Source organism: Novacetimonas hansenii (genome assembly GCF_014843995.1).
GTDB lineage: Bacteria > Pseudomonadota > Alphaproteobacteria > Acetobacterales > Acetobacteraceae > Novacetimonas > Novacetimonas hansenii.
This window is the reverse complement of record NZ_CP062147.1, coordinates 918,325-939,349: the sequence shown is the minus strand read 5'-3', so window position 1 is coordinate 939,349 and position 21,025 is coordinate 918,325. Positions and strand designations below refer to the sequence as shown.

Genomic DNA, 21,025 nt, shown 5'->3' with positions numbered 1-21,025 from the left:
ATGGTTGTGAATAAGCCACCACACACTCATTCATCAAGAGAATATGTTCCTATGTGTGGCTGAAATATACTATTTAATGTCGATAATTTGTCATCAAAGCAGGAATTTATTTATTTATCGTGCATCAACCGGACAGATGCCACGCCCCAGAAATGACACGTTTCGCGTGTAATGTTGGTCATGATGGCAGGGAATTATCCATGCCATTGCCACCCCGGACCAGCCGGTTCCTTAGCGCATAAATGTAAAGAAAACGGCATGTAACCGCGGGTTGTAGGCATACACGCGCAGGTTATCGCCCCTGCTTTTTCATGTATTGCAATGGTCATGACGGTGCCGCCGGACAGGGGAATGGTCCCGTCACATCACAGGTCATGACAGGGGGCACATGCCCCCTGTATCACTATGTCGTGATATCGACTGCGTGGTTGACCGGACCTGCCCCATGGCCATAGCCAGGCGCGGCCATGATGGCGCGATAAAGATAGGCGCGCGCACGGGAAATGGCCGCAGGTAACGCCATTCCCTGCCCCAGTCCCGCCGCGATGGCACTGGCAAGCGTGCATCCGGTGCCGTGGGTATGTGCGGTCCGTACGCGTGTGGAGGTAAAACTTTCCACCGTTCCGTCCGAATCCACGAACACATCCACCAGTTCATCCCCCGGCAGATGCCCCCCCTTCAGCAGCACCGCACACGCCCCCATGTCACGCAGGTCCAACGCCGCGCGCCGCATGTCACCATGCGCACGCACCGGTCGGCCCAACAGCACCTCAGCTTCGGGCAGGTTGGGGGTCAACAGGGTCGCAAGCGGAAGCAGGCGGGTCGTCAGCGCGGCCACCGCCGCAGCATGCAGCAGCGAGGCCCCGCCCTTTGCCACCATCACAGGATCCAGCACATAGGGCACATCCGGACGGGTTGCGATCATGTCGGCCACGGCGTTTATGACCCCGTCATGGCCCAGCATCCCGCTCTTGAACGCATCCACACCAATATCATCCATTACGCAGCGCATCTGCGCGGTGACGAAATCCGGCGGGACAGGCAACACACCATGCACGCCGCACGTGTCCTGCGCGGTCAGGGCGGTAATGGCGGTCATCGCGAAACCATCCAGCGCGGTGATCGCCTTGATGTCCGCCTGTATGCCCGCACCGCCGCCGCTGTCGCTGCCTGCGATGGCAAGGATGCGCCCCCGCATGGTCAGGCCATCATCTGAACAGCGGCGATGGCGGCACACATATCGTCCACTACCTGGCGGACCAACGGTTCATCCTGCGCTTCCACCATCACACGGATCAGGGGTTCGGTCCCACTTTCACGCAGCACAAGACGCCCGCGCGCACCCAGCAGCGCCTCTGCCGCGCGGCGGGCTTCGGCAATGGCGGGGTCCTGCAACGGGCTGCGCCCGGCAAAACGCACATTGCGCAGCAATTGCGGATAGGGCGTGAACATCCGGCAGACCTCGCTTGCCGGACGTCCATCCTCCACCAGCACCGCCAGCACCTGCAACGCCGCGACAAGGCCGTCGCCCGTGGTGGCGAAATCCGACAGCAGCATATGCCCCGACTGCTCCCCGCCAAGGTTCGCACCAAGCTCGCGCATCTTCTCCACGACGTAACGATCGCCCACGGCGGTGCGGATCAGTTCCAGCCCCTGTTCGGACAGGAACCGTTCCAGCCCCATATTCGACATCACGGTCGCAACGATCTGCCGCCCCGCAAGCCGCCCCTGCTTCAGCCATGACCGAGCGATCAGGGCAAGGATCTGATCCCCGTCGATCAGGCGTCCCTTCTCATCCGCGATCAGCACCCGGTCCGCATCCCCGTCCAGCGCAATGCCGATATCGGCGCGATGGCGCGTGACCGCAGCGCACAACGCCTCCGGCCGGGTGGAGCCACAGCCCTCGTTGATGTTGATCCCGTCAGGGTCACAACCAATGCGGATGACCTCTGCCCCCAGTTCCCACAACGCCGTGGGCGCAACGCGATAGGCCGCGCCATTGGCGCAATCAATGACGATCCGCAACCCATCAAGCCGCAGGCCACGCGGGAAGGAGGATTTCGCACTTTCGATATACCGCCCAGCAGCGTCATTAAGGCGTGAGGCCCGCCCGATCTGATCGGGGGCGGCCAGACGTCCGCTGAGGTCGGAACGCATGGTTTCCTCGATCTCTGCCTCGACCTCATCAGACAGCTTGAACCCGTCCGGGCCAAACAGCTTGATGCCATTATCGCCATAAGGATTATGCGAGGCGGAAATCATGACCCCAAGGTCGGCGCGCAACGAACGCGTCAGCATGGCAATCGCGGGCGTGGGCATGGGACCGACCAGCGTGACATCCATCCCCGCCGACAAAAAGCCGGAAACCAGTGCGCATTCGATCATATAACCCGACAGCCGCGTATCCTTGCCCAGCAGCACGCTGTGACGATGCGTTCCCTGAATGAAACGCAGGCCGGCGGCCTGACCCAGTTTCTGCGCGATTTCAACCGTCATCGGGTCCTGGTTGGCGGTACCCCGAATCCCATCGGTCCCGAACAGTCTTCTTGTCTTCGTCATGCCTGCGCCATCCCCGGGCTGCTTGAACTGGTGTGCATGGACCTACCTTACCTGCTGCGTGCAATCCAGTCCCTGCCATATCTTCAGGCCCTGCATCATGGTGCCTGTGTCATGAACGCGCAGGATCGTGTTCGCGAATACCAGCCCGGGCAGGCTGGCGGCCATGCTGCCCGGATCGCGCGACGCAGCGTCCGCCACGCCCGTCACCTGCCCCACGAAACGCTTGCGCGACACACCCAGCACCACACGGCACCCCAGATTGGCCAGCAATGGCAGCCGGGCCAGCAGTTCCATGTTCTGCGCCGCGGTCTTGGCAAAGCCGATCCCCGGATCGACCATGATACGCCCACGCGCCACCCCCGCCGCCACGGCATGGTCAATACGTTCACGCAGTTCGCGCACGACATCCACCGCGACATCGGTATAGGTCGCATGATCGTTCATCGTCTCCGGCGTGCCACGCATATGCATCAGCATGACAGGGCAGCCCGCATGCGCCACCACGGCCGCCGCCGCCGGGTCGTGCATCAGGGCGGATACGTCATTGATCGCGTCCACCCCCGCCGCCAGCGCATGACCCATGACCAGTGCATGGCGTGTATCGACCGAAATCACGGCGTTGCATGTCCGCGCGTCATTGCGCAACGCGGTAATGACCGGGGCGATCCGGTCCCATTCCTGCGCCGGGGTAACACGCGCGGCACCGGGGCGTGTGCTTTCCCCCCCGATATCAAGGAATACCGCCCCCTGCGCCAGCATATCCACCGCCGCGGCAACCGCATGATCCACCACCAGATGCCGCCCGCCATCGCTGAAGCTGTCAGGGGTGACATTGACGATCCCCATCACCCGCGCCCCATCTGGCAAGCCCGCCGCCCCCAGGGGGGCACAGACCCGTGCCAGGACATCATCCCATCCCGGCGGGAGTGCATCCACACGCACCAGCCCCATGTCCCGATATCCGCGCCATAACCGCGCAAGCGTAAAGGCCGCCGGCCCGCCACACAGCCATCGCGCCACGCCAAGGCGCACCGCATCAGCCGCCGCCGGCCCCGACAGCAGCCCCAGCGGTTCAAGAAGCCTGTCGTCCGTCATGTCCATTCGTTACCGTCTCGTATGCCGCAATAAGGATGTTTGAAAGTCGGCCTCAATAACACACTGAAATCATAAAGATTTTTGGTGAATCTTTTTCTAAAAAGCTTCAGAAGACGCCGCCTTTTTCGATCGAAAGGCGACACCCAGAAACTTTTCTTTTTTATCAATGATGTGTTTTCCAACAGTCCCCAAGAAAACATGCAGAACCAACCGTTTGATAAAAAAGATGCCTTTCGGCGCCTGTGACAAACAGATTCACCAGAACTTTTGATTACCCCCGGTGCGTCAATAGGAACCCTCTTTTCAAACCGCCCAAAAAAGAATGGCGGAAGAACCCATCCGGTCCTTCCGCCATCCCGATCCATCATGAAACGCCCCCCGGAAACTGCGCCCCGGGGCGTCAGCCCGGCTGGGGCGCGGGACCGACATCCGGCCCGACCGCAGGCCCCGGCAAGGACCCCGTGGGGGCCGAAGGCGGAACCGACGGGCGCCGGTTTTCGGGCATCGGATCATCCACCACAACGCGGGTGATCTTCTCACCGCGCAGGACCTGACGGATTTCCTCGCCCGTCAGGGTTTCATATTCCAACAGCGCCTCACCCAGGCGATGCAACTGATCAATGTGATCCAGCAACAATGTCCGCGCCTTGAGATAGGCCGCATCAATCAGGCTACGGACCTCGTTATCAATCTCACGCGCGGTTTCCTCGGACACGTTCTTGTTCTGGGTCACGCTGTGACCAAGGAAGACCTCCTGTCCGTTGCCACCATAGGCCACCATGCCGAGCTTCTCGCTCATGCCCCATTCAGTGACCATGCGGCGCGCAACATCGGTTGCCATCTTGATGTCGCCCGATGCCCCGGTCGAGACATTGTCGGGGCCAAAGATGATTTCCTCTGCCGCGCGACCACCCATCGCCAGCGTCAGCTTGCCAATGCACCACGAACGGCTTTCGGAATAACGATCCTTTTCCGGCAGGCTCATGACCATGCCCAGCGCACGGCCACGCGGAATGATCGTCGCCTTGTGCACCGGGTCGGACCCCGGCGTCAGGATACCCACCAGCGCATGCCCGCCCTCGTGATAGGCGGTCATCTTCTTCTCGTCATCGGTCATGACCAGCGAACGGCGTTCCGCGCCCATCATGACCTTGTCCTTGGCGTTCTCGAACTCCAGCATCGCGACCGTGCGCTTGCCCATGCGCGCCGCCATCAATGCCGCCTCGTTCACAAGGTTGGCAAGGTCCGCGCCAGAAAAGCCCGGCGTGCCGCGCGCAATCACCTTGGGATCGACATCGGACGCCAGCGGCACCTTGCGCATATGCACGCGCAGGATCTTCTCACGCCCTGCAACATCGGGGTTCGGCACCACGACCTGCCGGTCAAAACGACCCGGACGCAGCAGCGCGGGGTCCAGGACATCGGGCCGGTTGGTCGCGGCAATCAGGATCACGCCCTCATTGCTGTCAAAACCGTCCATCTCCACCAGCATCTGGTTAAGCGTCTGCTCGCGTTCATCATTGCCACCGCCAAGGCCCGCGCCACGATGGCGGCCCACGGCGTCAATTTCGTCGATGAAGATGATGCATGGCGCGGCCTTCTTGCCCTGTTCGAACATGTCGCGCACACGTGAGGCGCCAACACCGACAAACATTTCAACAAAGTCCGAGCCGGAGATGGTGAAGAACGGGACGTTCGCCTCCCCCGCGATGGCGCGGGCAAGCAGCGTCTTACCCGTGCCGGGCGGGCCGACAAGCAGCACGCCCTTGGGGATCTTGCCACCCAGACGTGTGAACTTCTGCGGATCGCGCAGGAAGTCCACGATCTCTTGCAATTCGCCCTTGGCCTCATCAATGCCGGCGACATCGTCAAATGTGACGCGTCCCTGTTTTTCCGTCAGCATCCGCGCCCGCGACTTGCCAAAGCCCATCGCGCGCCCGCTGCCGGACTGCATCTGGCGCATGATGAAGATCCATGCCCCCACCATCAGCAGCAGCGGTGCGTAATTGATCAGATAGCGCAGGAACGGATTGGTGTCGCTGTCGATCGGCTTTGCCACGACTTCGACGCCCTTGTCCGTCAGGCGCGAGATCAATGTCGGGTCCTGCGGCGCATAGGTATCGAACGATGTCCCATCGGTCAGGGTGCCGGTAATCGTGTGATCCTGCACCACGACAGAGCGCACATGCCCGGTGTTTACGTCACCGATGAAATCCGAATACGCCAACTGCTGCGATGCGTGCTGTGCGCTTCCCGGCTGGAAAACGTTGAACAGCAGCAGAAGCAGCACAATGATGATTACCCACAGGGCCAGGTTCCGGCCGAAATTATTCATCTTGCCCACTGTTCCATGTGCTGACGCCCTCGTGGGCCCACCGGGGCAGGCCAACTGACAGACACCAAGTTCCTGTTACGTCTTTCTTACATAGGACGATCAAGGCATATTCACACCCCCCATGACAGACCTTTCTGTCAAACGGGGTGATGAATCTGCCCTGATGGGGTAAATCTGGCAAGCATTGTCGCCGGACAGGGCGGGGCAAAGGCAAAACGCCACCCCTGTTCCATGCCGGGGGCGAATACCCCCATATGCGGCACCGCCACCACCCGTCCGCCCCGATGCAGCGCGGGCAGCGTGCGCAACACGCGCGCAGGAAAGGGGGGCCGCCCCCGTTCGCGCGGCCACCATGTGGCGACCGCCCCGGCCGCACCGACATACAGGTCCGACAGCGCAGGGACCGCCCCATCCGCCACCCCATCCACATGCAAGACGAAACGCCCGTCCCAGCATATGCCCGCACGGGCGCGGACATGCCCCTGCATCGCCGCTTCCTCCCGCGCCAGCAACCATCCCCCACCATGGGCCAGCAGGCACGCCCCGCCCAGGGTCGCAGCACGCGGAACCGCACACAGGGCGGCAACGCCACCGGGCGAAGGGGGATATTCATGGCCGGATACGGTGCGCACCAGCGCGGACAGCACCCGTTCGGGCGGCAACATACGGGGCAGGCCGACCCATCCCCCCGCATCAAAGCGGGCATGAGCCGCCAGCCATTGCGCATCCTGCGCATCACGCGCCATACGCCGCCCCCCCGCCTGCTGGGCCGTTTGCAGGCATACCCGCCGCAACTGCGCATCCGTTGACAGTGCATGTCGCGCCCGGGCGCGTTCGGTGCGCAGATCGGTGTTGGACGGGTCCTCCACCCAGTCGATGCCCGCATGACGCAAGGTGGCGTAAAGATCAGCCTTGCACACACCCAGCAACGGCCGCACAAACCGCACATCAGCCCCCGCGACCGCCTGCGCCATCGCCGCCAGCCCGTCGGGGCCACTGGACGCACGCTGGCGCATCATGACGGTTTCAGCCTGATCATCACCATGATGGCCAAGCAGGAGGTCAAGACAGCCCAGTTCGCGGCAGGCGTGACACAACGCCTGATAACGCAGGCGTCGCGCACGTTCGGCCATGCGTGGACCACGCAGCAACCCCCGCAGACGCAACAACCGTGCAGGAATATCCATCCCTGCAAGGCAACGCACCGTCCGTGCGGCCTCATCCGCCGATTCCGCACGCAACCCGTGATCCACCACCAGCCCGACAACCGCGCGCCGCCACCGCCGCGTCAACAACGCAAGCGCCAGACTGTCCGCCCCCCCGGATACCGCGATTGCAACCGGCACCGCATCAGGCCCATCGGGCAACCATGGTCCCAACGCCTGCATGCATCGCGCGAATCCGGCATCGCCAATCACCCGGCCGCCCTGCGCACGCATCATGCGCGTGGTGTCATCCATCCTGCCCCGCCGCCCCGCAATGCCTGAGAGATTGTCTGAAAATGCAGCCCCACCAACATACCGAAACCAATATAAATTCCCGGACATCGCTGTTTCAGACAGGGCGACAGCTTGTGAAGCATTCCCAAAAAAAGCTTCACAGGAAACGTCGTCGTCCAAGAGACTGTTTGAAAAGTCAGGATCAACAACATCCTGAAATCATAAAGGTTTTTGGTGAAACTTTTTCTAAAAAGCTTCAGAAGACGCCGCCTTTTTCGATCGAAAGGCGGCCCCCAAAAACTTTTCTTATTTCCTATCAATGGTCTGTTTTTAAACAATCTCCAGAAAACTGTTTGGAAACAGGCTTTTGACAATGAAATGAGAAAATCAGGCGTTACTTCAACCGTTTAAAAAAACAATATTTTTCAAAGCTTTGGGAAAAGTGGTCAAAAATTTTATCATTCCAACTGGTTGCCTGATTTCACCTTGCAAACAGTCTGTCACCCTCTACTGACAGGAACCATCAACCGCCGCACTTCGCCTTTTTGCGATAGATGCCTTCCGCACTGCGGATGCGGGGTTCTGGTTCTGGAAATTCACTCGACAACTTGTCCAGTGCCTGACAGGCGGATGCCTTGTCCCCCAACGCCACCAATGTCGCGGCAACCCCCAGCAGCGCACTTGGCGCACGGGCCCCATGGGGGGAACGGTTATAGGTGTCATAATAAGCCAGCGCCGACTGGCGATACTGCTTCTGTCCCGCCAGCGATTGCGCCAGCAGATACTGCGCATCAATCTGACGCACACTTTTGGGACCGGACAGCACCTGCTGCGCATCCGCCTGCGCGGCGGTGTAATCCTGCCGCAGCAAGGCCGCATTCCCGTCCTTCAGGATATCAGCCGCCGTACGTTTCGCTGGTGCTGCGCCATCCGCCGACGCCAGCGGCGCTGCCCCCGCTGCCGCGGTCGAAGCCGCGCTGGCGGCACCACCCGATGCGCCACCGTGCCCGTTCTGCATCGCGAAATTCATATCAGCGATCTGCTTGCTCAGTGTCGCATTCTGCTGCTGCACCTGATTGTTTAACTGATCAATCTGTCCGCGCATGTCGCGGGTCTGCTCCTCCAGCGTATTCACACGCTCCAGCAGTTGCAGCACAAGATTGCCGTTATCATCGGCCCGCGCCGCACCAACATGCAGGACTGCCCCCCCCATCACCATCCCCAAAAGAGCAGTTCGCAGCGACCGCCGCCCCGCGTGAACAAAGCTGGACACAACAGACCGCATGGATGGAATCCTCTTCTTGAGCATTTATATCTTGCCGGTATGTACGGGACCGGATGGAACAGGCATATACCTAAAACAAAACCGGCCGGGTGATAAGCACCCGACCGGCTCCGTTAAAACCTCCATTTCCCATGACGGGAAAGGAAACCTTACTGCACCGCGGAAATCGCGTTGCGGTTCTGCGACCAGGAAGCTTCGTCATCGCCAGGGGCGGTCGGACGGTCCTTGCCGTAGGAGATGGTCGTGATGCGCGAAGCCGCGACACCCTTGGCCACCAGATAGTCATGGGCGGCGTTCGCACGACGCTGACCCAGGGCAAGGTTGTATTCCTCGGTCCCACGATCGTCGCAGTTGCCGGCGATCTGGATGTTGACCTGCGGATACTTTGCAAGCCAGGCAGCCTGACGGTCCAGCGTCGCCTTTGCGTCGGCGGACAGGGAGTTCTGGTTCAGTTCGAAGAACACGCGATCACCCGCGTTCGCCACCAGGTCGGCTTCGCTGCCGGGCACGGGGCCGGTCTGCTGCTGGGTGGCGGCGCCGGTGTTGACGGCCTTGTTCGTGTGATCGGAGCAGGCGGCAAGGAAGAGAGCCATGCCAGCGGCGCCAAGAAGCTTCAGTCTCATTACTTTTGATCCTGGATTGGTTTCTTTTATATTGAAACCACTTGTTAAATTTCCGGGTACAAATTCTGCTGGTCCCGAGTCTCGTTTTGCCCTGCCAACAAACGTAAACAGAGACCCGCGAACGCTGGAGACCTGCGGCATGAATACTTCATCGGCACCATGATCGTCAAGTTGAAGTGGACACATACCGGACCATCACGCGACGAAATGCTGCATGATATTGTACCCATCGACTGTTGTAAAAATGTCTCCTTTTACTGGTTCAGGGGCGACCATGTCGGATCGGACGAACTGCCGACCGGCAGGGGACGCTCGTGGAAGCCGGTGATGTCAATGCTGCTGATGCCGGAGCTGAACCCCGCGCCGCCCGCATGGGCGGCGGTCTGGCGACAGAAAGCAAGAACCCGGCCATTTGGGCAGAAAGTCGGGCTTTCCACTGTAAAGCCCTGCGTCAGGATACGTTCCCCCGTCCCGTCAGGCGCCATGACACCAAGAGAGAAGGAACCGTTGGCGATACGCGAAAATGCGATCAGGTCGCCACGCGGTGACCATACGGGCGACCCGTAATGCCCATGGCCATAGGAAATGCGCTTTGCATCGCCCCCGGTGGCCGGCATTACATAAAGCTGCGGGGAGCCGCCACGATCGGAGTTAAAGACAATCTGTGACCCATCGGGGCTGTAGCACGGGCTGGTGTCAATCGCGCCCGATGCCGTGATCTGATGGCGCGACATGCTCGACAAATCCACCGAATACAGGTCGGACCCGCTGCCGCGCGTCACCGACAGGACCACCGTATCGCCGCGCGGGCTGAAACGCGGCGCGAATGACATGCCCGAAAACTCGCCAAGCATACGCTGCTGCCCCGTATTAAGGTTGAACAGGTAAACGCGCGGACGGTTGTTGATATATGACATGAAGGCGAGTTCGCTATTCGCCGGGTTGAAGCGCGGGGTGATCGTATCCCACTGCCCGCTGGTCAGATACCGGCTGTCGGCGCCGTCCTGGTCCATGATCGCAAGGCGGCGCGTCTGGTGCGAACGCGGCCCCGACATCGCGACATAAGCAATGCGGGAATTGAAATACCCTTTCTCCCCCAGCAGGCGCGTATAGATCACGTCGGAAATCACATGCGCGATCCGCCGCCAATCCTGGCTTGACGCGGTATAGGCTGTCCCCTGGATCTGGCTGCCGGTGGTCACATCCCACAGGCGGAATTCCACCCGGATGGACGACCCGGTATTTTCCGCACGCCCGGACACCATCGCACGCGCACCCATGGTCTTGTACGTCGCGAAATCGGGACGCCCCGTCGGCATGGAGGCCGAAATGGGACGGAACAGGCCGCAATTCCCCAGATCGGCGGAAATGACATCGGTGATCTGCTGTCCGATCCCGTTCCCCAATGACGGGATGACAATGGGAATCGGCGCAGTACGGGCCTGATCCACGGTAATTTCCGCATCCGGGGCCGCCGACTGGGCATGCGCCACGCCCACGGGCGCGAACAGCGGCGTCGCAAGCAGCCCCCCCGCGATCCCCGCCCCCATGACGCCACGGCGACCAAACGCAGCGGCCAGGCGATCGGCATCCGCATCGGGGATAACAGGCTTTACACTTGGACTCATCTCAATCGTCTCCTCGGTCTCGTCCTGCTTTTATGGACGAAATACGAATTTCAACTGTCGGGTCTGGCCCAGCAGGTTCTTGGGAATTGGCAGCTTGGCGCAGGTGGGGCTCAGCACCGCATCACGCGCGCGTTCCGCCAGCGCGCGATAGGACGGGTCGCTATCCATGCGCGCCTGTGTCTGCGGTGCGAATTCCACGATGCGTGCCGTGCCCGTGGCATCCACCGTCACCACAAGATGCGCCACGAACTGCGCATAATTACGCGCGGCCGTATCTTCGGAATAACAGCGTCGCACGGCATTGCCGATGCCCTTCTGGTCGGCCGCACTCATGGACTGGGTAATATCTCCGTCAGGCGCACCGCCACCATCGGGCGCCCCCCCCTGTGCCGGGTTGGCGCGGGCCTTGGGCGGATGGGTCTGCTTCTGGTCCGCACGGAAGGAATCCAGCGTCGCCAACAGCGAATGCGTGTCCGGCACAGCCTTCTTCGTCTCGTTCGGCTGCGTGATGTGGGAGAATTCCTGCACCTTTGGCGGCGCATTATCCTCCGGCTGCGGCGAAGGCGGCACCGGCGCGCTTGCGGGCGCGGGCACCGACTGTGGCTGCGGCGGCAGCTTCAGCGCATCAGGCGACGGTTCCTCCGCCTTGGGGGGCGTGGGGGTATCCGGCGTGGGGGCCGGTGCCTCCTGCGGCGGCGGCATGGGAGGAGGCGGCGGCGGGGGGGGGGCTGCCTCCTCGTTGGGTTCCTTTTCCGGCGGTGTCGGCGCGGGCGGGGCCGGATTGGGCACCGGGGCCGGGGCGGGCGCAGGTTTGGGCGCGGGCTTTTCCCCCTTGTGCGGGGGGGCATCGCCGGAATCGGATGTAAATTCCATCTCCACCGTGGGTGGTGGGGGTGGTTCAGGCGGCGTTGGCACCGGCAGGCGCAATATCACCGCCAGCAGCAACGCCACGTGCAGGCCGCCCGATACAAGGATCGAACGGCGCAGCAGGACACGTTCGGAACGACGCGGAGGCGGCACGATCAGGGGACTCCCGAAATTGTCCAGTATGTTGGCCAAGCCCGTATCAGTGCCCGCCACCGGGCGGCTGCTGTGCCAGCAGGGCGACGTGCGTGAACCCGCCTGCCGTGATCTGCCCCATCACCTGCATGACGCGGCCATAATCAATATGTGAATCCCCGCGCACGAAAATGCGGTGTTCACGGTCATTCTGCGCCGCGGCACGCAACTGATCCACCAGCGCATCCGGCGACACGGCATTATCCCCAAGATAAAGGGAACCATCGGAACGGATGGAAACCGTAATGGGTTTCGTGTCCGTATTGACGGGGGCCGCGTCGGTTTTCGGCAGGTCCACATTGACACCACTTGTCATCATCGGCGCCGTGACCATGAAAATGATCAGCAGCACCAGCATGACGTCCACAAGCGGCGTGACGTTGATATCCGACATGGGGCGCCGGCGACGACGCCGGCGCAGGTCACGCAGGCCACCGGCCATGATCAGCCCCTTTCTTCGGACTGGCGCGACAGGATGGCCGCGAACTCGGTCCCGAACGCATCCAGCCTGTCCTCGAACACACCAAGGCTGTTGCCGATGACGTTATAGGCGATCACGGCAGGGATGGCGGTGACAAGGCCGATGGCCGTGGCAAACAGGGCTTCGGAAATACCCGGCGCCACGACGCTGAGGTTGGTGTTATGCATGGCAGCGATCGACCCGAACGCATGCATGATGCCCCACACCGTGCCGAACAGGCCGATGAACGGCGCCACCGGCCCGATGGTCGCGACAAAGATCAGCCACCGGTTCAGCCGGTCCATTTCGCGCGTGATGGTGATGGACATGGCGCGATTGACGCGATCCTGCACCCCGCCATGCACCAGGTCGATGCCCGTGATACGCGACGACCGACGCCATTCGCCCATTGCCGCGCCAAATACGGCGGCCATCGGGTGAATCGGCTTTGCGCCGTCGGATTCATACAGATCCTCCAGGCTGCCGCCCGCCCAGAACCTCTCCTCGAAATCGGAGGCCTGCCGGTTGACCCGGCGGATGGTCACGATCTTGTCGAAAATGATCGCCCATACGATGACGCTGCTGACAACCAGCCCCATCATCACCAGCTTGACGACAATCGCCGCCTGAAGAAACAGACTCCATAACGACAATCCGCCAGCCGCAGCCGCGCCCAGATTCGCCGCGTTAACCGCTTGGTCCAAAAACGCCTCCTGCACACCTTCAATCGTCCGCTCAAACACGAACATTGCCTGTTTGGCAAGTCAGCGCCAAGCCGCTTTCCGCGCAGCAATGCACTACCTGCAACCCCCGACGCCAAAAGAGCGTCACCGGCATGCGTTCCGACCGGAAAAATATGCGCGGCGAAGCCTGCTCAGGCCAGCAATGTATTCAATAGATCACGCCATCGCGGCGGAAATCGGGCAGGTCGCCCGTCGTCTGCGCGAATGCATGCAAGGCGCACATCCAACGTGGCGCATACCTCCTGCGGCGCGGTATTGTGACCTTCGTCAACGCGTGCGAACGACTGGAACAGACGACAGCTTGCCGGGCCGAGTTCCGTCAGCCGAGTCGTGATGCGCATGATGTCATCCAGACGGAACGGGCGACGGTAATCCAGCGCGGCGTTACGCACGACAAACACCAGCCCGTAATCGGACAGCAGCCCCGACACCGCACAGCCCTGCGCACGGATCGCCTCCGTGCGTGCGCGCTCCGCAAAGGCGAGATAGCGCGCGTGATAGACCACGCCCCCGGCGTCCGTATCCTCGTAATAGATGCGAAAATCGATCTCGTGCTGCGCCATGCCGATTACCTATGCCCCGTCCCCGATCTCCCCCAGCAGGTCGCCCTGCCCCGCCGTGCGCGCGGGGGGCACCAGCCCCAGATGACGCCATCCGCGTTCACCCAGCATGCGGCCACGACTGGTGCGCAGGACCAGCCCCTCCTGGATCAGATAGGGTTCGATCACATCCTCGATCGTGTCGCGCGCCTCTGCAAGGGCGGCGGCCAGGGTTTCCACCCCCACGGGACCACCATGATGGTATTGCGCGATGCGGCGCAGGTAACGGCGGTCCATGCCATCCAGCCCCATCGAATCCACCTCAAGCCGCGCCAGGGCCGCATCGGCCAGCGCCCGGTCCACCGGACCATGGCCCGATCGCGCCACGGCGGCGAAATCACGCACCCGGCGCAACAGCCGCCCCGCGATTCGCGGTGTCCCGCGCGAACGGCGCGCGATCTCTTCCGCCCCGTCATGGGTCAGTTCGAAATTCAGCTTCTGCGCCCCGCGTGAGACGATCTGGCGCAATTCCTCGGGCGTGTAGAACACCAGACGCAGCGGAATGCCAAACCGGTCGCGCAACGGGGTCGCCAGCAGCCCCGCACGCGTCGTTGCCGCAACCAGCGTAAAGGGCGCAAGGTCGATGCGCACCGACCGCGCGGCGGGGCCTTCGCCGATGATCAGGTCAAGCTGAAAATCCTCCATCGCCGGATACAGCACCTCCTCGATGGAGGGCTGGAGGCGGTGGATCTCGTCAATGAACAATACGTCGCGCGGCTGCAAATTGGTCAAAATCGCGGCAAGATCGCCCGCGCGCTGGATGACGGGACCGGACGTCGCACGGAACCCCACCCCGAGTTCACGCGCAACAATCTGCGCCAGTGTCGTCTTGCCCAGCCCCGGCGGACCATGCAGCAGCACATGGTCCATCGCCTCCCCCCGCTGCCGCGCGGCCGCGATGAAGATGGCAAGGTTCTCGCGGCTGGCCTTCTGGCCGGTGAAATCGTCAAGCGTCTGGGGGCGCAGGCTTGCTTCGGCGATGTCATCCTCGCCCCGGGCGGCATCGACCTCGCGTTCGGGATGTCCGCTCATCGGGCCAGTTCCTTCAGGCTTTCGCGGATGATGACGTCAAGGTCCCCCCCACCGTCAAGACGGTCCATGACCCGGGCGACGACCGGCTGGGCCTCTGCCCGCCGGAACCCAAGGCCCGACAGCGCCAGCAGCGCATCAGACATCACGCCGCCATTGCCCGTAACCTTGACCCCCGCCATGACCACGCCGGGCGCGCCGCCACCGGGCATGCCGTCGCATTTGTCACGCAGTTCGGTGACAATCCGCTGCGCAAGCCGCGCGCCAACCCCAGCCGCCCGTGTCAGCCCCGATTTATCACCCGAGGCGATGGCCGCAATCAGTTCGGATGCCGGAAGCGTGGACAGGATCGCCAGCGCCACCTTCGCGCCCACCCCCTGCACCGTGGTCAAAAGACGGAACCATGAACGTTCCGCCGCGTCGATGAAGCCATACAGGAGGATCGCATCTTCGCGCACCACGGTTTCAATCAGCACGCGCGCGACCTCTGGCCCCTGCGGCAGGGCGGACAGGGTGCGGGTCGAGGCCAGGACAAGATAGCCCACCCCACCGACATCAATGACGCAGCGATCCGCCTCCACCTGCCCCACAAGGCCGGTCAGTTGCGCGATCATGCCATCCTCGTGGCGCGTGCGATATGCGCGGCACTGGCACGATGGTGGGCATGGCAGATCGCCACCGCCAGCGCGTCCGCCGCATCAGAACGTTTCGCGATCGCGGTCGGCAGCAGGCGTCGCACCATCATTTCCACCTGTTCCTTGGTCGCCGCCCCGGTGCCAACAACCGAACGCTTGACCGATTTCGCACCATATTCGGACACCGGTATATCCAGAAGCACCGGCACCAGAAGCCCGACACCACGGGCATAGCCCAGCTTCAGCGTGGCGGCCCCGTTACGGTTGACATAGGTTTCCTCGATCGCGGCCTCGTCAGGGGCGAAACCGCGACCAAGTTCCAAAAGCGCGTCATGCAGGTGGCGCAGACGTAACGGGACCGACATCGCGGCGTCGGTTGCGATGACGCCATCCGCCACGTGCGACAGCCGGTTGTCCCGTGCCTCGATCACACCCCAGCCGGTAAAGCGCAGGCCGGGATCAATCCCCAGTATCCGCACCATCGCCGTGCGCGATCAGGCCGACAATGCTTCGGCGACGTCATCAGGCAGGTCGAAATTGGCATAGACCGACTGGACGTCATCATTTTCTTCCAGCACGTCAATCAGCTTGAGCACGCTGCGGGCCTTGTCCTCGTCCAGGGTGACGACCGTTTCGGGACGCCAGTCGAGCTTGGCCGACGCAGGTTCGCCAAATCGGGTTTCCAGCGCATCACGCACCGCGAAAAATGACTCCACGGGGCAGGTCACTTCATGCCCTTCCGCGGTGGTTTCCACGTTATCGGCCCCGGCCTCGATCCCGGCTTCGAGCATCCCGTCCTCGGTCGCGACATCAAGCGGATAGGTCACGACACCAAGGCGCTGGAACATGAAGGAGACGGAGTTCGTCTCGCCAAGCGATCCGCCATGCTTGGAAAATGCCGCGCGTACATCCGACGCCGTGCGGTTACGGTTATCGGTCAGGCCCTCCACAATCACCGCGACACCGGCGGGGCCATACCCCTCGTAACGGACCTCCACATAATCATCGCCACCACCTGCGCCCGACGCTTTCTTGATCGCGCGTTCGACGGTGTCCTTGGGCATGTTCACCTCACGCGCGGCGGACATGGCGGCACGCAGGCGCGGATTCATGGCCGGGTCGGGCATGCCTTCACGCGCGGCGACGGTGATTTCACGGATGACCTTGGCAAACTGCTTCGCCCGCCTGGCATCCTGCGCGCCCTTGCGGTGCATGATGTTCTTGAATTGGGAATGACCCGCCATCGTTCGTCCCTGATCCTGTAAATCTTGTTTATTATCAGTTGGTCACAGCACCCGCACCCTGACCGGCCGCCCCTCAGGCCAGCCGCCCGTGGCAGTGCTTGTATTTCCGGCCCGACCCGCAAGGGCACATTGCGTTACGCGGCACCTCGCCCCAGCTTGACGGATCATCGGGCATGATCGCCGCGGCCCCGATCGGCTCCGCCATCGCAAGGTCGGGGACCTTTCCATTCGCATCCGCCAGCAGGCCCGGCCCCGGCTCATTTTCCAGCCCCGGCACACGCGGGTCGGAATGGACCTCCGCCGCGACACCGGCAAAGGGATTGTCGATCGCCGGGGGCGCGACCTCGACCCGTGCCATGGTCGATGTCACACGCAGGCGCAGATGATCGAGCATCGCATTGAACAGCTCGAACGCCTCATGCTTGAACTCGTTGAGCGGGTCTTTCTGGCCATAGGCACGCAGGCCGATACCCTGGCGCAACTGGTCAAGGGCAAGCAGATGCTCCTTCCACACCGCATCGAACGTGGTCAGCAACACCTGCTTTTCAACATAGCGCATGATGGAAGGGCCGAAATTCGCGGCCTTGGAGGCCTGCGCCTGGCTGGCGGCCTGTTCGATCCGCTCCGCCACGGACGTGGCGTCCATCCCGTCCTCCGCCGCCCATTCGTCGATCGGCAACGTCAGGCACAGTTCCGTCATGATGGCGGCGGACAGGCCGTCCTTGTCCCACTGCTCCGCAAAGGAACGTTCGGGAATATAACGTTCGACCATGTCGTGGATGACGTCGGCGCGCATGTCCGCGATGATGGGGGACACATCCTCCATCGACATATATTCGCGGCGCTGGGCATAGACCTCCTTGCGCTGGTCATTCATGACGTCGTCATATTTAAGCGTATTCTTGCGCATGTCGAAGTTGCGGGCCTCGACCTTTTTCTGCGCACGCTCCAGCGCCTTGTTGATCCATGGATGGACGATGGCCTCGCCCTCCTTCAGGCCCATCTTCTGCAGCATCCCGCCCATACGGTCGGTGCCAAAGATCCGCATCAGGTCATCTTCGAGCGAGATGAAGAAGCGCGAGTTGCCCGGATCACCCTGACGCCCCGCACGTCCACGAAGCTGGTTATCGATGCGGCGGCTTTCATGGCGTTCGGTGCCGATCACATACAGGCCGCCCGCCTTCTGCACGGTGTCATGATAGTCGCTCACCTGCCTGCGCAGTTCGGCTTCCTTGCGGGCGCGTTCCTCCTGGTCCTCGATCCCGCCAAGCTCCTGGGCGATGCGCATCTCCACATTGCCGCCAAGCTTGATGTCCGTGCCACGCCCGGCCATGTTCGTGGCAATGGTGATGGCGCCCGGCGCGCCGGCCTGCGCCACGATCGTCGCCTCCATCTCGTGAAAGCGGGCGTTGAGGACATTGTGCCGGACCCCGCGCTTGTGCAGCAGGGCGGACAGAAGCTCGCTCTTTTCAATAGAGGTGGTGCCGACAAGGACGGGCTGCCCGCTTTTCGACACATCTTCGACCAGGGCACTGACGGCTTCGTATTTCTCACGCGCTGTCAGGTAAACCTCGTCATCGTCATCCTTGCGCGAGACGGGACGGTTGGTCGGGATCTCAATGACCTCGAGCTTGTAAATATCCGCGAATTCATCGGCCTCGGTCATCGCCGTGCCGGTCATGCCCGACAGGCGGGGATAAAGGCGGAAATAGTTCTGGAACGTGATGGAGGCCAGCGTCTGGTTTTCCTGCTGGATCTCCACATGCTCCTTCGCCTCCAGCGCCTGGTGCAGGCCGTCCGAATACCGCCGCCCATCCATCATGCGCCCGGTGAATTCGTCGATGATGATGACCTTGCCACCCCGAACAATATAATCGACATCGCGGGTAAACAGCGTATGCGCGCGCAGCGACTGCTGCACATGGTGGATGACGGCGACGTTCTGGATGTCGTAAAGGCCGCCCTCACGCAGCACCTGCGCGTCACGCAACATCTGCTCGACTTCCTCCGCCCCACGGTCGGTCAGGATGACGGAGCGGTATTTTTCATCTTTTTCAAAGGCTTCCGGGTCTTTCACCAGAACCGCCATCACCTCGTCAACGGAACGGTAGAGGTCGGAGCTGTCATCCGCCGGGCCGGAAATAATGAGCGGGGTGCGCGCCTCGTCAATCAGGATCGAATCGACTTCATCGACGATGGCATGGTGGAAGGGGCGCTGGACCATGTCTTCGGCGCGGTATTTCATGTTGTCGCGCAGGTAGTCGAAGCCGAATTCGTTATTCGTCCCGTACGTGATATCCGCGGCATAGGCGGCGCGGCGTTCATGTTCGGGGATATTGGGCACGACCACGCCCGTCGTAAGCCCGAGGAAAGAGTAAAGCTGGCCCATTTCCTGCGCGTCGCGACTGGCGAGGTAGTCATTGACGGTGACGACATGCACGCCCTTGCCCGACAGCGCGCTGAGATAGACGGCAAGCGTCGCGACCAGGGTCTTGCCCTCGCCGGTGCGCATTTCCGCGATCTTGCCATCCTGCAGCACCATGCCGCCGATCAGCTGCACATCGAAATGGCGCATCCCCAGCACGCGGCGCGATGCCTCGCGGCAGACGGCAAATGCTTCGGGCAGCAGCGCATCAAGGGTTTCGCCCTTTGCGATGCGTTCACGGAACTCAACCGTCTTGGCCGCGAGTGCCTGATCGTCAAGCGCCTGCATCTGGGGTTCAAGCGCATTAATGGCGGGGATGCGCCGCTGATACGCTTTCAACGCCCGGTCATTGGCGGTTCCGAACAGGGCACGGGCAATACTGGCGAACATATGGACCTTCCCGAGATGGCGATTCCTGCGTCCTTGGGGCGATGGACACAGGGGGGCATGCATGCGGATAACATTCTTGCGCGGAACCATCAGATAGGACCCACGTCGCCATGGGTCAACAGATGCCGCCCAACCACATGGCGAAATGATCGTCCCGATGGCCGCCCGGATGCCTGCCATGGCGCCCGCCCTGATCCCTGCCCTGAATCCCTGCCCTTGCAACCGCCACCCTGACCGCTGCCCTGCCCCGCCCTGTGATGGCGATCATGATGGCCCCAGTGAATGGGCCCCATGACGAAACCCCATGACGGACCCAAATGACGGGCCCCAGTGACGGGCCTCAGTGATGCTCCACTTATGACGCCCCAATGACAGCCCCTGTGGTGCGCCCTGTGGCGCACCCTGTGGGGTTCCTGTGGCCGTTCCCTGCGACCGTCCCAATCGCCATCCAGGCATTCCCCTGCCCGCCCCCTTGCGGGACAGGGCGGCCTTCGCCATGATGCCGTCCAACGCGTCCATAATTAGGGTTTTTCGCACATGCGGACTTTCGGTCCGGCAAAGGCCATCGCCACGATGGCCCTGCTTGCCTCCACCATCATCGTCCCTCCAGCCCTGGCCGCAGGCACTGCCCCCGCAGCCAGCAAGCCCGCCGCGGCCACTGCACCGGCCGACACGAACCCGCGCCTGGCGTCGGTCAACGGTCAGGATATCCGCCTTAACGATATCCGCCAGGCCATCGCGACCATGCCCGACCAGCTACGCAAGCTGCCGGAAAATGTCATCATCCCGATTCTGCTGAACCAGCTGGTTGACCAGAAGGCGATCCAGATCGTCGCGGAGAAGAGTGGCCTTGCCAAGCAGCCCGACGTGCAGCACCAGATGGAAGTCGCGGCGCAGAACGCGTTGCAGAACGCCTATCTGTCATCACAGGTCACGCCCGGCCTGACCGATGACGCGGTCAAGGCGTATTACGACAAGAATTACGCCAACAAGCCGGGGGCGGAGGAAATCCACGCCCGCCACATCCTCGTCCCGACCGAGGAGCAGGCCAACGACATCATCAAGCAGCTCAAGGGTGGTGCGAATTTCGCCGACCTGGCGACCAAGCTGTCGAAGGACCCCGGTTCGGCCAAGCAGAACGGTGGCGACCTTGGCTGGTTCAAGAAGGGCGACATGCTGCCGGCATTCTGGGATGCGGCATCAACCCTGCAGCCCAACAGCTTCAGCCAGACCCCGGTGCATACCCAGTATGGCTGGCACGTGATCCAGGTTCTGGGCAAGCGCACGGCCGCGACCCCGACACTGGATTCCATGCGCGACCAGATCCGCCAGAAGCTGATTCAGGAAGGCGTGCAGAAGGCCGTCAGTTCCGCCGTGGGACAGGTCAAGATCGTGCGTTACGGTCCTGATGGCAAGGCGTTGCCCGACAACGCGCCGACCCCGCAGCCCGCCGCCGCGCACTGATCGCGCGACGGTG

18 protein-coding genes are annotated in these 21,025 nt (G+C 62.2%); 1 reads left to right on the top strand and 17 read right to left on the bottom strand.

Translation table 11 applies throughout. The annotated features are described in order from the left end of the window. Window positions 1-403: 403 nt before the first annotated feature. From thiD to secA, 17 genes are all read right to left on the bottom strand, one after another. Complete coding sequence (gene thiD / locus IFJ82_RS04015; protein WP_075624575.1) at window positions 404-1,198, bottom strand: bifunctional hydroxymethylpyrimidine kinase/phosphomethylpyrimidine kinase; 795 nt, start codon at window positions 1,196-1,198, stop codon at window positions 404-406. 2 nt (window positions 1,199-1,200) lie between these two features. Further along, a complete protein-coding gene (glmM, locus tag IFJ82_RS04010) occupies window positions 1,201-2,559 on the bottom strand; it encodes a phosphoglucosamine mutase (RefSeq protein ID WP_062809412.1) in 1,359 nt (452 codons plus the stop codon). A 42-nt stretch (window positions 2,560-2,601) separates the two neighbouring features. Continuing rightward, on the bottom strand, window positions 2,602-3,654 hold the full coding sequence (folP, locus tag IFJ82_RS04005) for a dihydropteroate synthase (protein ID WP_192265683.1): 1,053 nt from the start codon (window positions 3,652-3,654) through the stop codon (window positions 2,602-2,604). A gap of 400 nt (window positions 3,655-4,054) precedes the next feature. After that, window positions 4,055-5,989, bottom strand: a complete 1,935-nt coding sequence (ftsH, locus tag IFJ82_RS04000; RefSeq protein WP_003622121.1) for an ATP-dependent zinc metalloprotease FtsH — start codon at window positions 5,987-5,989, stop codon at window positions 4,055-4,057. Between the two features lie 137 nt (window positions 5,990-6,126). After that, a complete protein-coding gene (tilS, locus tag IFJ82_RS03995) occupies window positions 6,127-7,449 on the bottom strand; it encodes a tRNA lysidine(34) synthetase TilS (RefSeq protein WP_192265681.1) in 1,323 nt (440 codons plus the stop codon). Window positions 7,450-7,951: 502 nt separating this feature from the next. Further along, window positions 7,952-8,647 (bottom strand): tol-pal system YbgF family protein, encoded by a 696-nt coding sequence (locus IFJ82_RS03990; RefSeq protein ID WP_003622117.1) that lies wholly within the window; start codon window positions 8,645-8,647, stop codon window positions 7,952-7,954. A 215-nt stretch (window positions 8,648-8,862) separates the two neighbouring features. Beyond that, complete coding sequence (gene pal / locus IFJ82_RS03985; protein WP_003622115.1) at window positions 8,863-9,336, bottom strand: peptidoglycan-associated lipoprotein Pal; 474 nt, start codon at window positions 9,334-9,336, stop codon at window positions 8,863-8,865. 254 nt (window positions 9,337-9,590) lie between these two features. After that, window positions 9,591-10,964: a Tol-Pal system beta propeller repeat protein TolB gene (gene tolB / locus IFJ82_RS03980; protein WP_192265673.1), complete on the bottom strand. Its 1,374-nt coding sequence runs from the start codon at window positions 10,962-10,964 to the stop codon at window positions 9,591-9,593. Between the two features lie 30 nt (window positions 10,965-10,994). Then, complete coding sequence (locus IFJ82_RS03975) at window positions 10,995-11,984, bottom strand: hypothetical protein (RefSeq protein ID WP_040512935.1); 990 nt, start codon at window positions 11,982-11,984, stop codon at window positions 10,995-10,997. Window positions 11,985-12,030: 46 nt separating this feature from the next. Beyond that, entirely contained in the window at window positions 12,031-12,465 is a 435-nt protein-coding gene (tolR, locus tag IFJ82_RS03970) for a protein TolR (protein WP_003622109.1), read from the bottom strand. A gap of 2 nt (window positions 12,466-12,467) precedes the next feature. Beyond that, window positions 12,468-13,232: a protein TolQ gene (gene tolQ, locus IFJ82_RS03965; RefSeq protein WP_003622107.1), complete on the bottom strand. Its 765-nt coding sequence runs from the start codon at window positions 13,230-13,232 to the stop codon at window positions 12,468-12,470. A gap of 125 nt (window positions 13,233-13,357) precedes the next feature. Beyond that, window positions 13,358-13,789, bottom strand: coding sequence for a YbgC/FadM family acyl-CoA thioesterase (locus IFJ82_RS03960; RefSeq protein ID WP_003622105.1), 432 nt, complete (start codon window positions 13,787-13,789; stop codon window positions 13,358-13,360). A 9-nt stretch (window positions 13,790-13,798) separates the two neighbouring features. After that, a complete protein-coding gene (ruvB, locus tag IFJ82_RS03955; RefSeq protein ID WP_003622103.1) occupies window positions 13,799-14,857 on the bottom strand; it encodes a Holliday junction branch migration DNA helicase RuvB in 1,059 nt (352 codons plus the stop codon). Beyond that, window positions 14,854-15,468 (bottom strand): Holliday junction branch migration protein RuvA, encoded by a 615-nt coding sequence (ruvA, locus tag IFJ82_RS03950; RefSeq protein WP_003622101.1) that lies wholly within the window; start codon window positions 15,466-15,468, stop codon window positions 14,854-14,856. The genes ruvB and ruvA overlap by 4 nt, the downstream gene beginning before the upstream one ends. Further along, entirely contained in the window at window positions 15,465-15,971 is a 507-nt protein-coding gene (gene ruvC, locus IFJ82_RS03945; protein WP_003622099.1) for a crossover junction endodeoxyribonuclease RuvC, read from the bottom strand. Before ruvC ends, ruvA begins: the two co-directional genes overlap by 4 nt. A gap of 12 nt (window positions 15,972-15,983) precedes the next feature. After that, on the bottom strand, window positions 15,984-16,733 hold the full coding sequence (locus IFJ82_RS03940; protein ID WP_003622098.1) for a YebC/PmpR family DNA-binding transcriptional regulator: 750 nt from the start codon (window positions 16,731-16,733) through the stop codon (window positions 15,984-15,986). A 73-nt stretch (window positions 16,734-16,806) separates the two neighbouring features. After that, window positions 16,807-19,548 (bottom strand): preprotein translocase subunit SecA, encoded by a 2,742-nt coding sequence (gene secA / locus IFJ82_RS03935; protein ID WP_062810001.1) that lies wholly within the window; start codon window positions 19,546-19,548, stop codon window positions 16,807-16,809. 537 nt (window positions 19,549-20,085) lie between these two features. On the opposite strand from secA, the gene IFJ82_RS03930 reads away from it, so the two are divergent. Next, entirely contained in the window at window positions 20,086-21,012 is a 927-nt protein-coding gene (locus IFJ82_RS03930; protein ID WP_408901702.1) for a peptidylprolyl isomerase, read from the top strand. Window positions 21,013-21,025: the final 13 nt, after the last annotated feature.

Excerpts from the sequence above, each read along its gene's own strand:
- ruvC (WP_003622099.1), bottom strand. The coding sequence starts at position 15,971 with ATGGTGCGGATACTGGGGATTGATCCCGGCCTGCGCTTTACCGGCTGG.
- tolR (WP_003622109.1), bottom strand. The coding sequence starts at position 12,465 with ATGGCCGGTGGCCTGCGTGACCTGCGCCGGCGTCGTCGCCGGCGCCCC.
- glmM (WP_062809412.1), bottom strand. The coding sequence starts at position 2,559 with ATGACGAAGACAAGAAGACTGTTCGGGACCGATGGGATTCGGGGTACC.
- ftsH (WP_003622121.1), bottom strand. The coding sequence starts at position 5,989 with ATGAATAATTTCGGCCGGAACCTGGCCCTGTGGGTAATCATCATTGTG.
- thiD (WP_075624575.1), bottom strand. The coding sequence starts at position 1,198 with ATGCGGGGGCGCATCCTTGCCATCGCAGGCAGCGACAGCGGCGGCGGT.
- IFJ82_RS03990 (WP_003622117.1), bottom strand. The coding sequence starts at position 8,647 with ATGGTGATGGGGGGGGCAGTCCTGCATGTTGGTGCGGCGCGGGCCGAT.
- pal (WP_003622115.1), bottom strand. The coding sequence starts at position 9,336 with ATGAGACTGAAGCTTCTTGGCGCCGCTGGCATGGCTCTCTTCCTTGCC.
- IFJ82_RS03940 (WP_003622098.1), bottom strand. The coding sequence starts at position 16,733 with ATGGCGGGTCATTCCCAATTCAAGAACATCATGCACCGCAAGGGCGCG.
- tilS (WP_192265681.1), bottom strand. The coding sequence starts at position 7,449 with ATGGATGACACCACGCGCATGATGCGTGCGCAGGGCGGCCGGGTGATT.
- tolQ (WP_003622107.1), bottom strand. The coding sequence starts at position 13,232 with ATGTTCGTGTTTGAGCGGACGATTGAAGGTGTGCAGGAGGCGTTTTTG.
- secA (WP_062810001.1), bottom strand. The coding sequence starts at position 19,548 with ATGTTCGCCAGTATTGCCCGTGCCCTGTTCGGAACCGCCAATGACCGG.
- IFJ82_RS03930 (WP_408901702.1), top strand. The coding sequence starts at position 20,086 with ATGCGGACTTTCGGTCCGGCAAAGGCCATCGCCACGATGGCCCTGCTT.
- ruvB (WP_003622103.1), bottom strand. The coding sequence starts at position 14,857 with ATGAGCGGACATCCCGAACGCGAGGTCGATGCCGCCCGGGGCGAGGAT.
- ruvA (WP_003622101.1), bottom strand. The coding sequence starts at position 15,468 with ATGATCGCGCAACTGACCGGCCTTGTGGGGCAGGTGGAGGCGGATCGC.
- folP (WP_192265683.1), bottom strand. The coding sequence starts at position 3,654 with ATGACGGACGACAGGCTTCTTGAACCGCTGGGGCTGCTGTCGGGGCCG.
- IFJ82_RS03960 (WP_003622105.1), bottom strand. The coding sequence starts at position 13,789 with ATGGCGCAGCACGAGATCGATTTTCGCATCTATTACGAGGATACGGAC.
- tolB (WP_192265673.1), bottom strand. The coding sequence starts at position 10,964 with ATGAGTCCAAGTGTAAAGCCTGTTATCCCCGATGCGGATGCCGATCGC.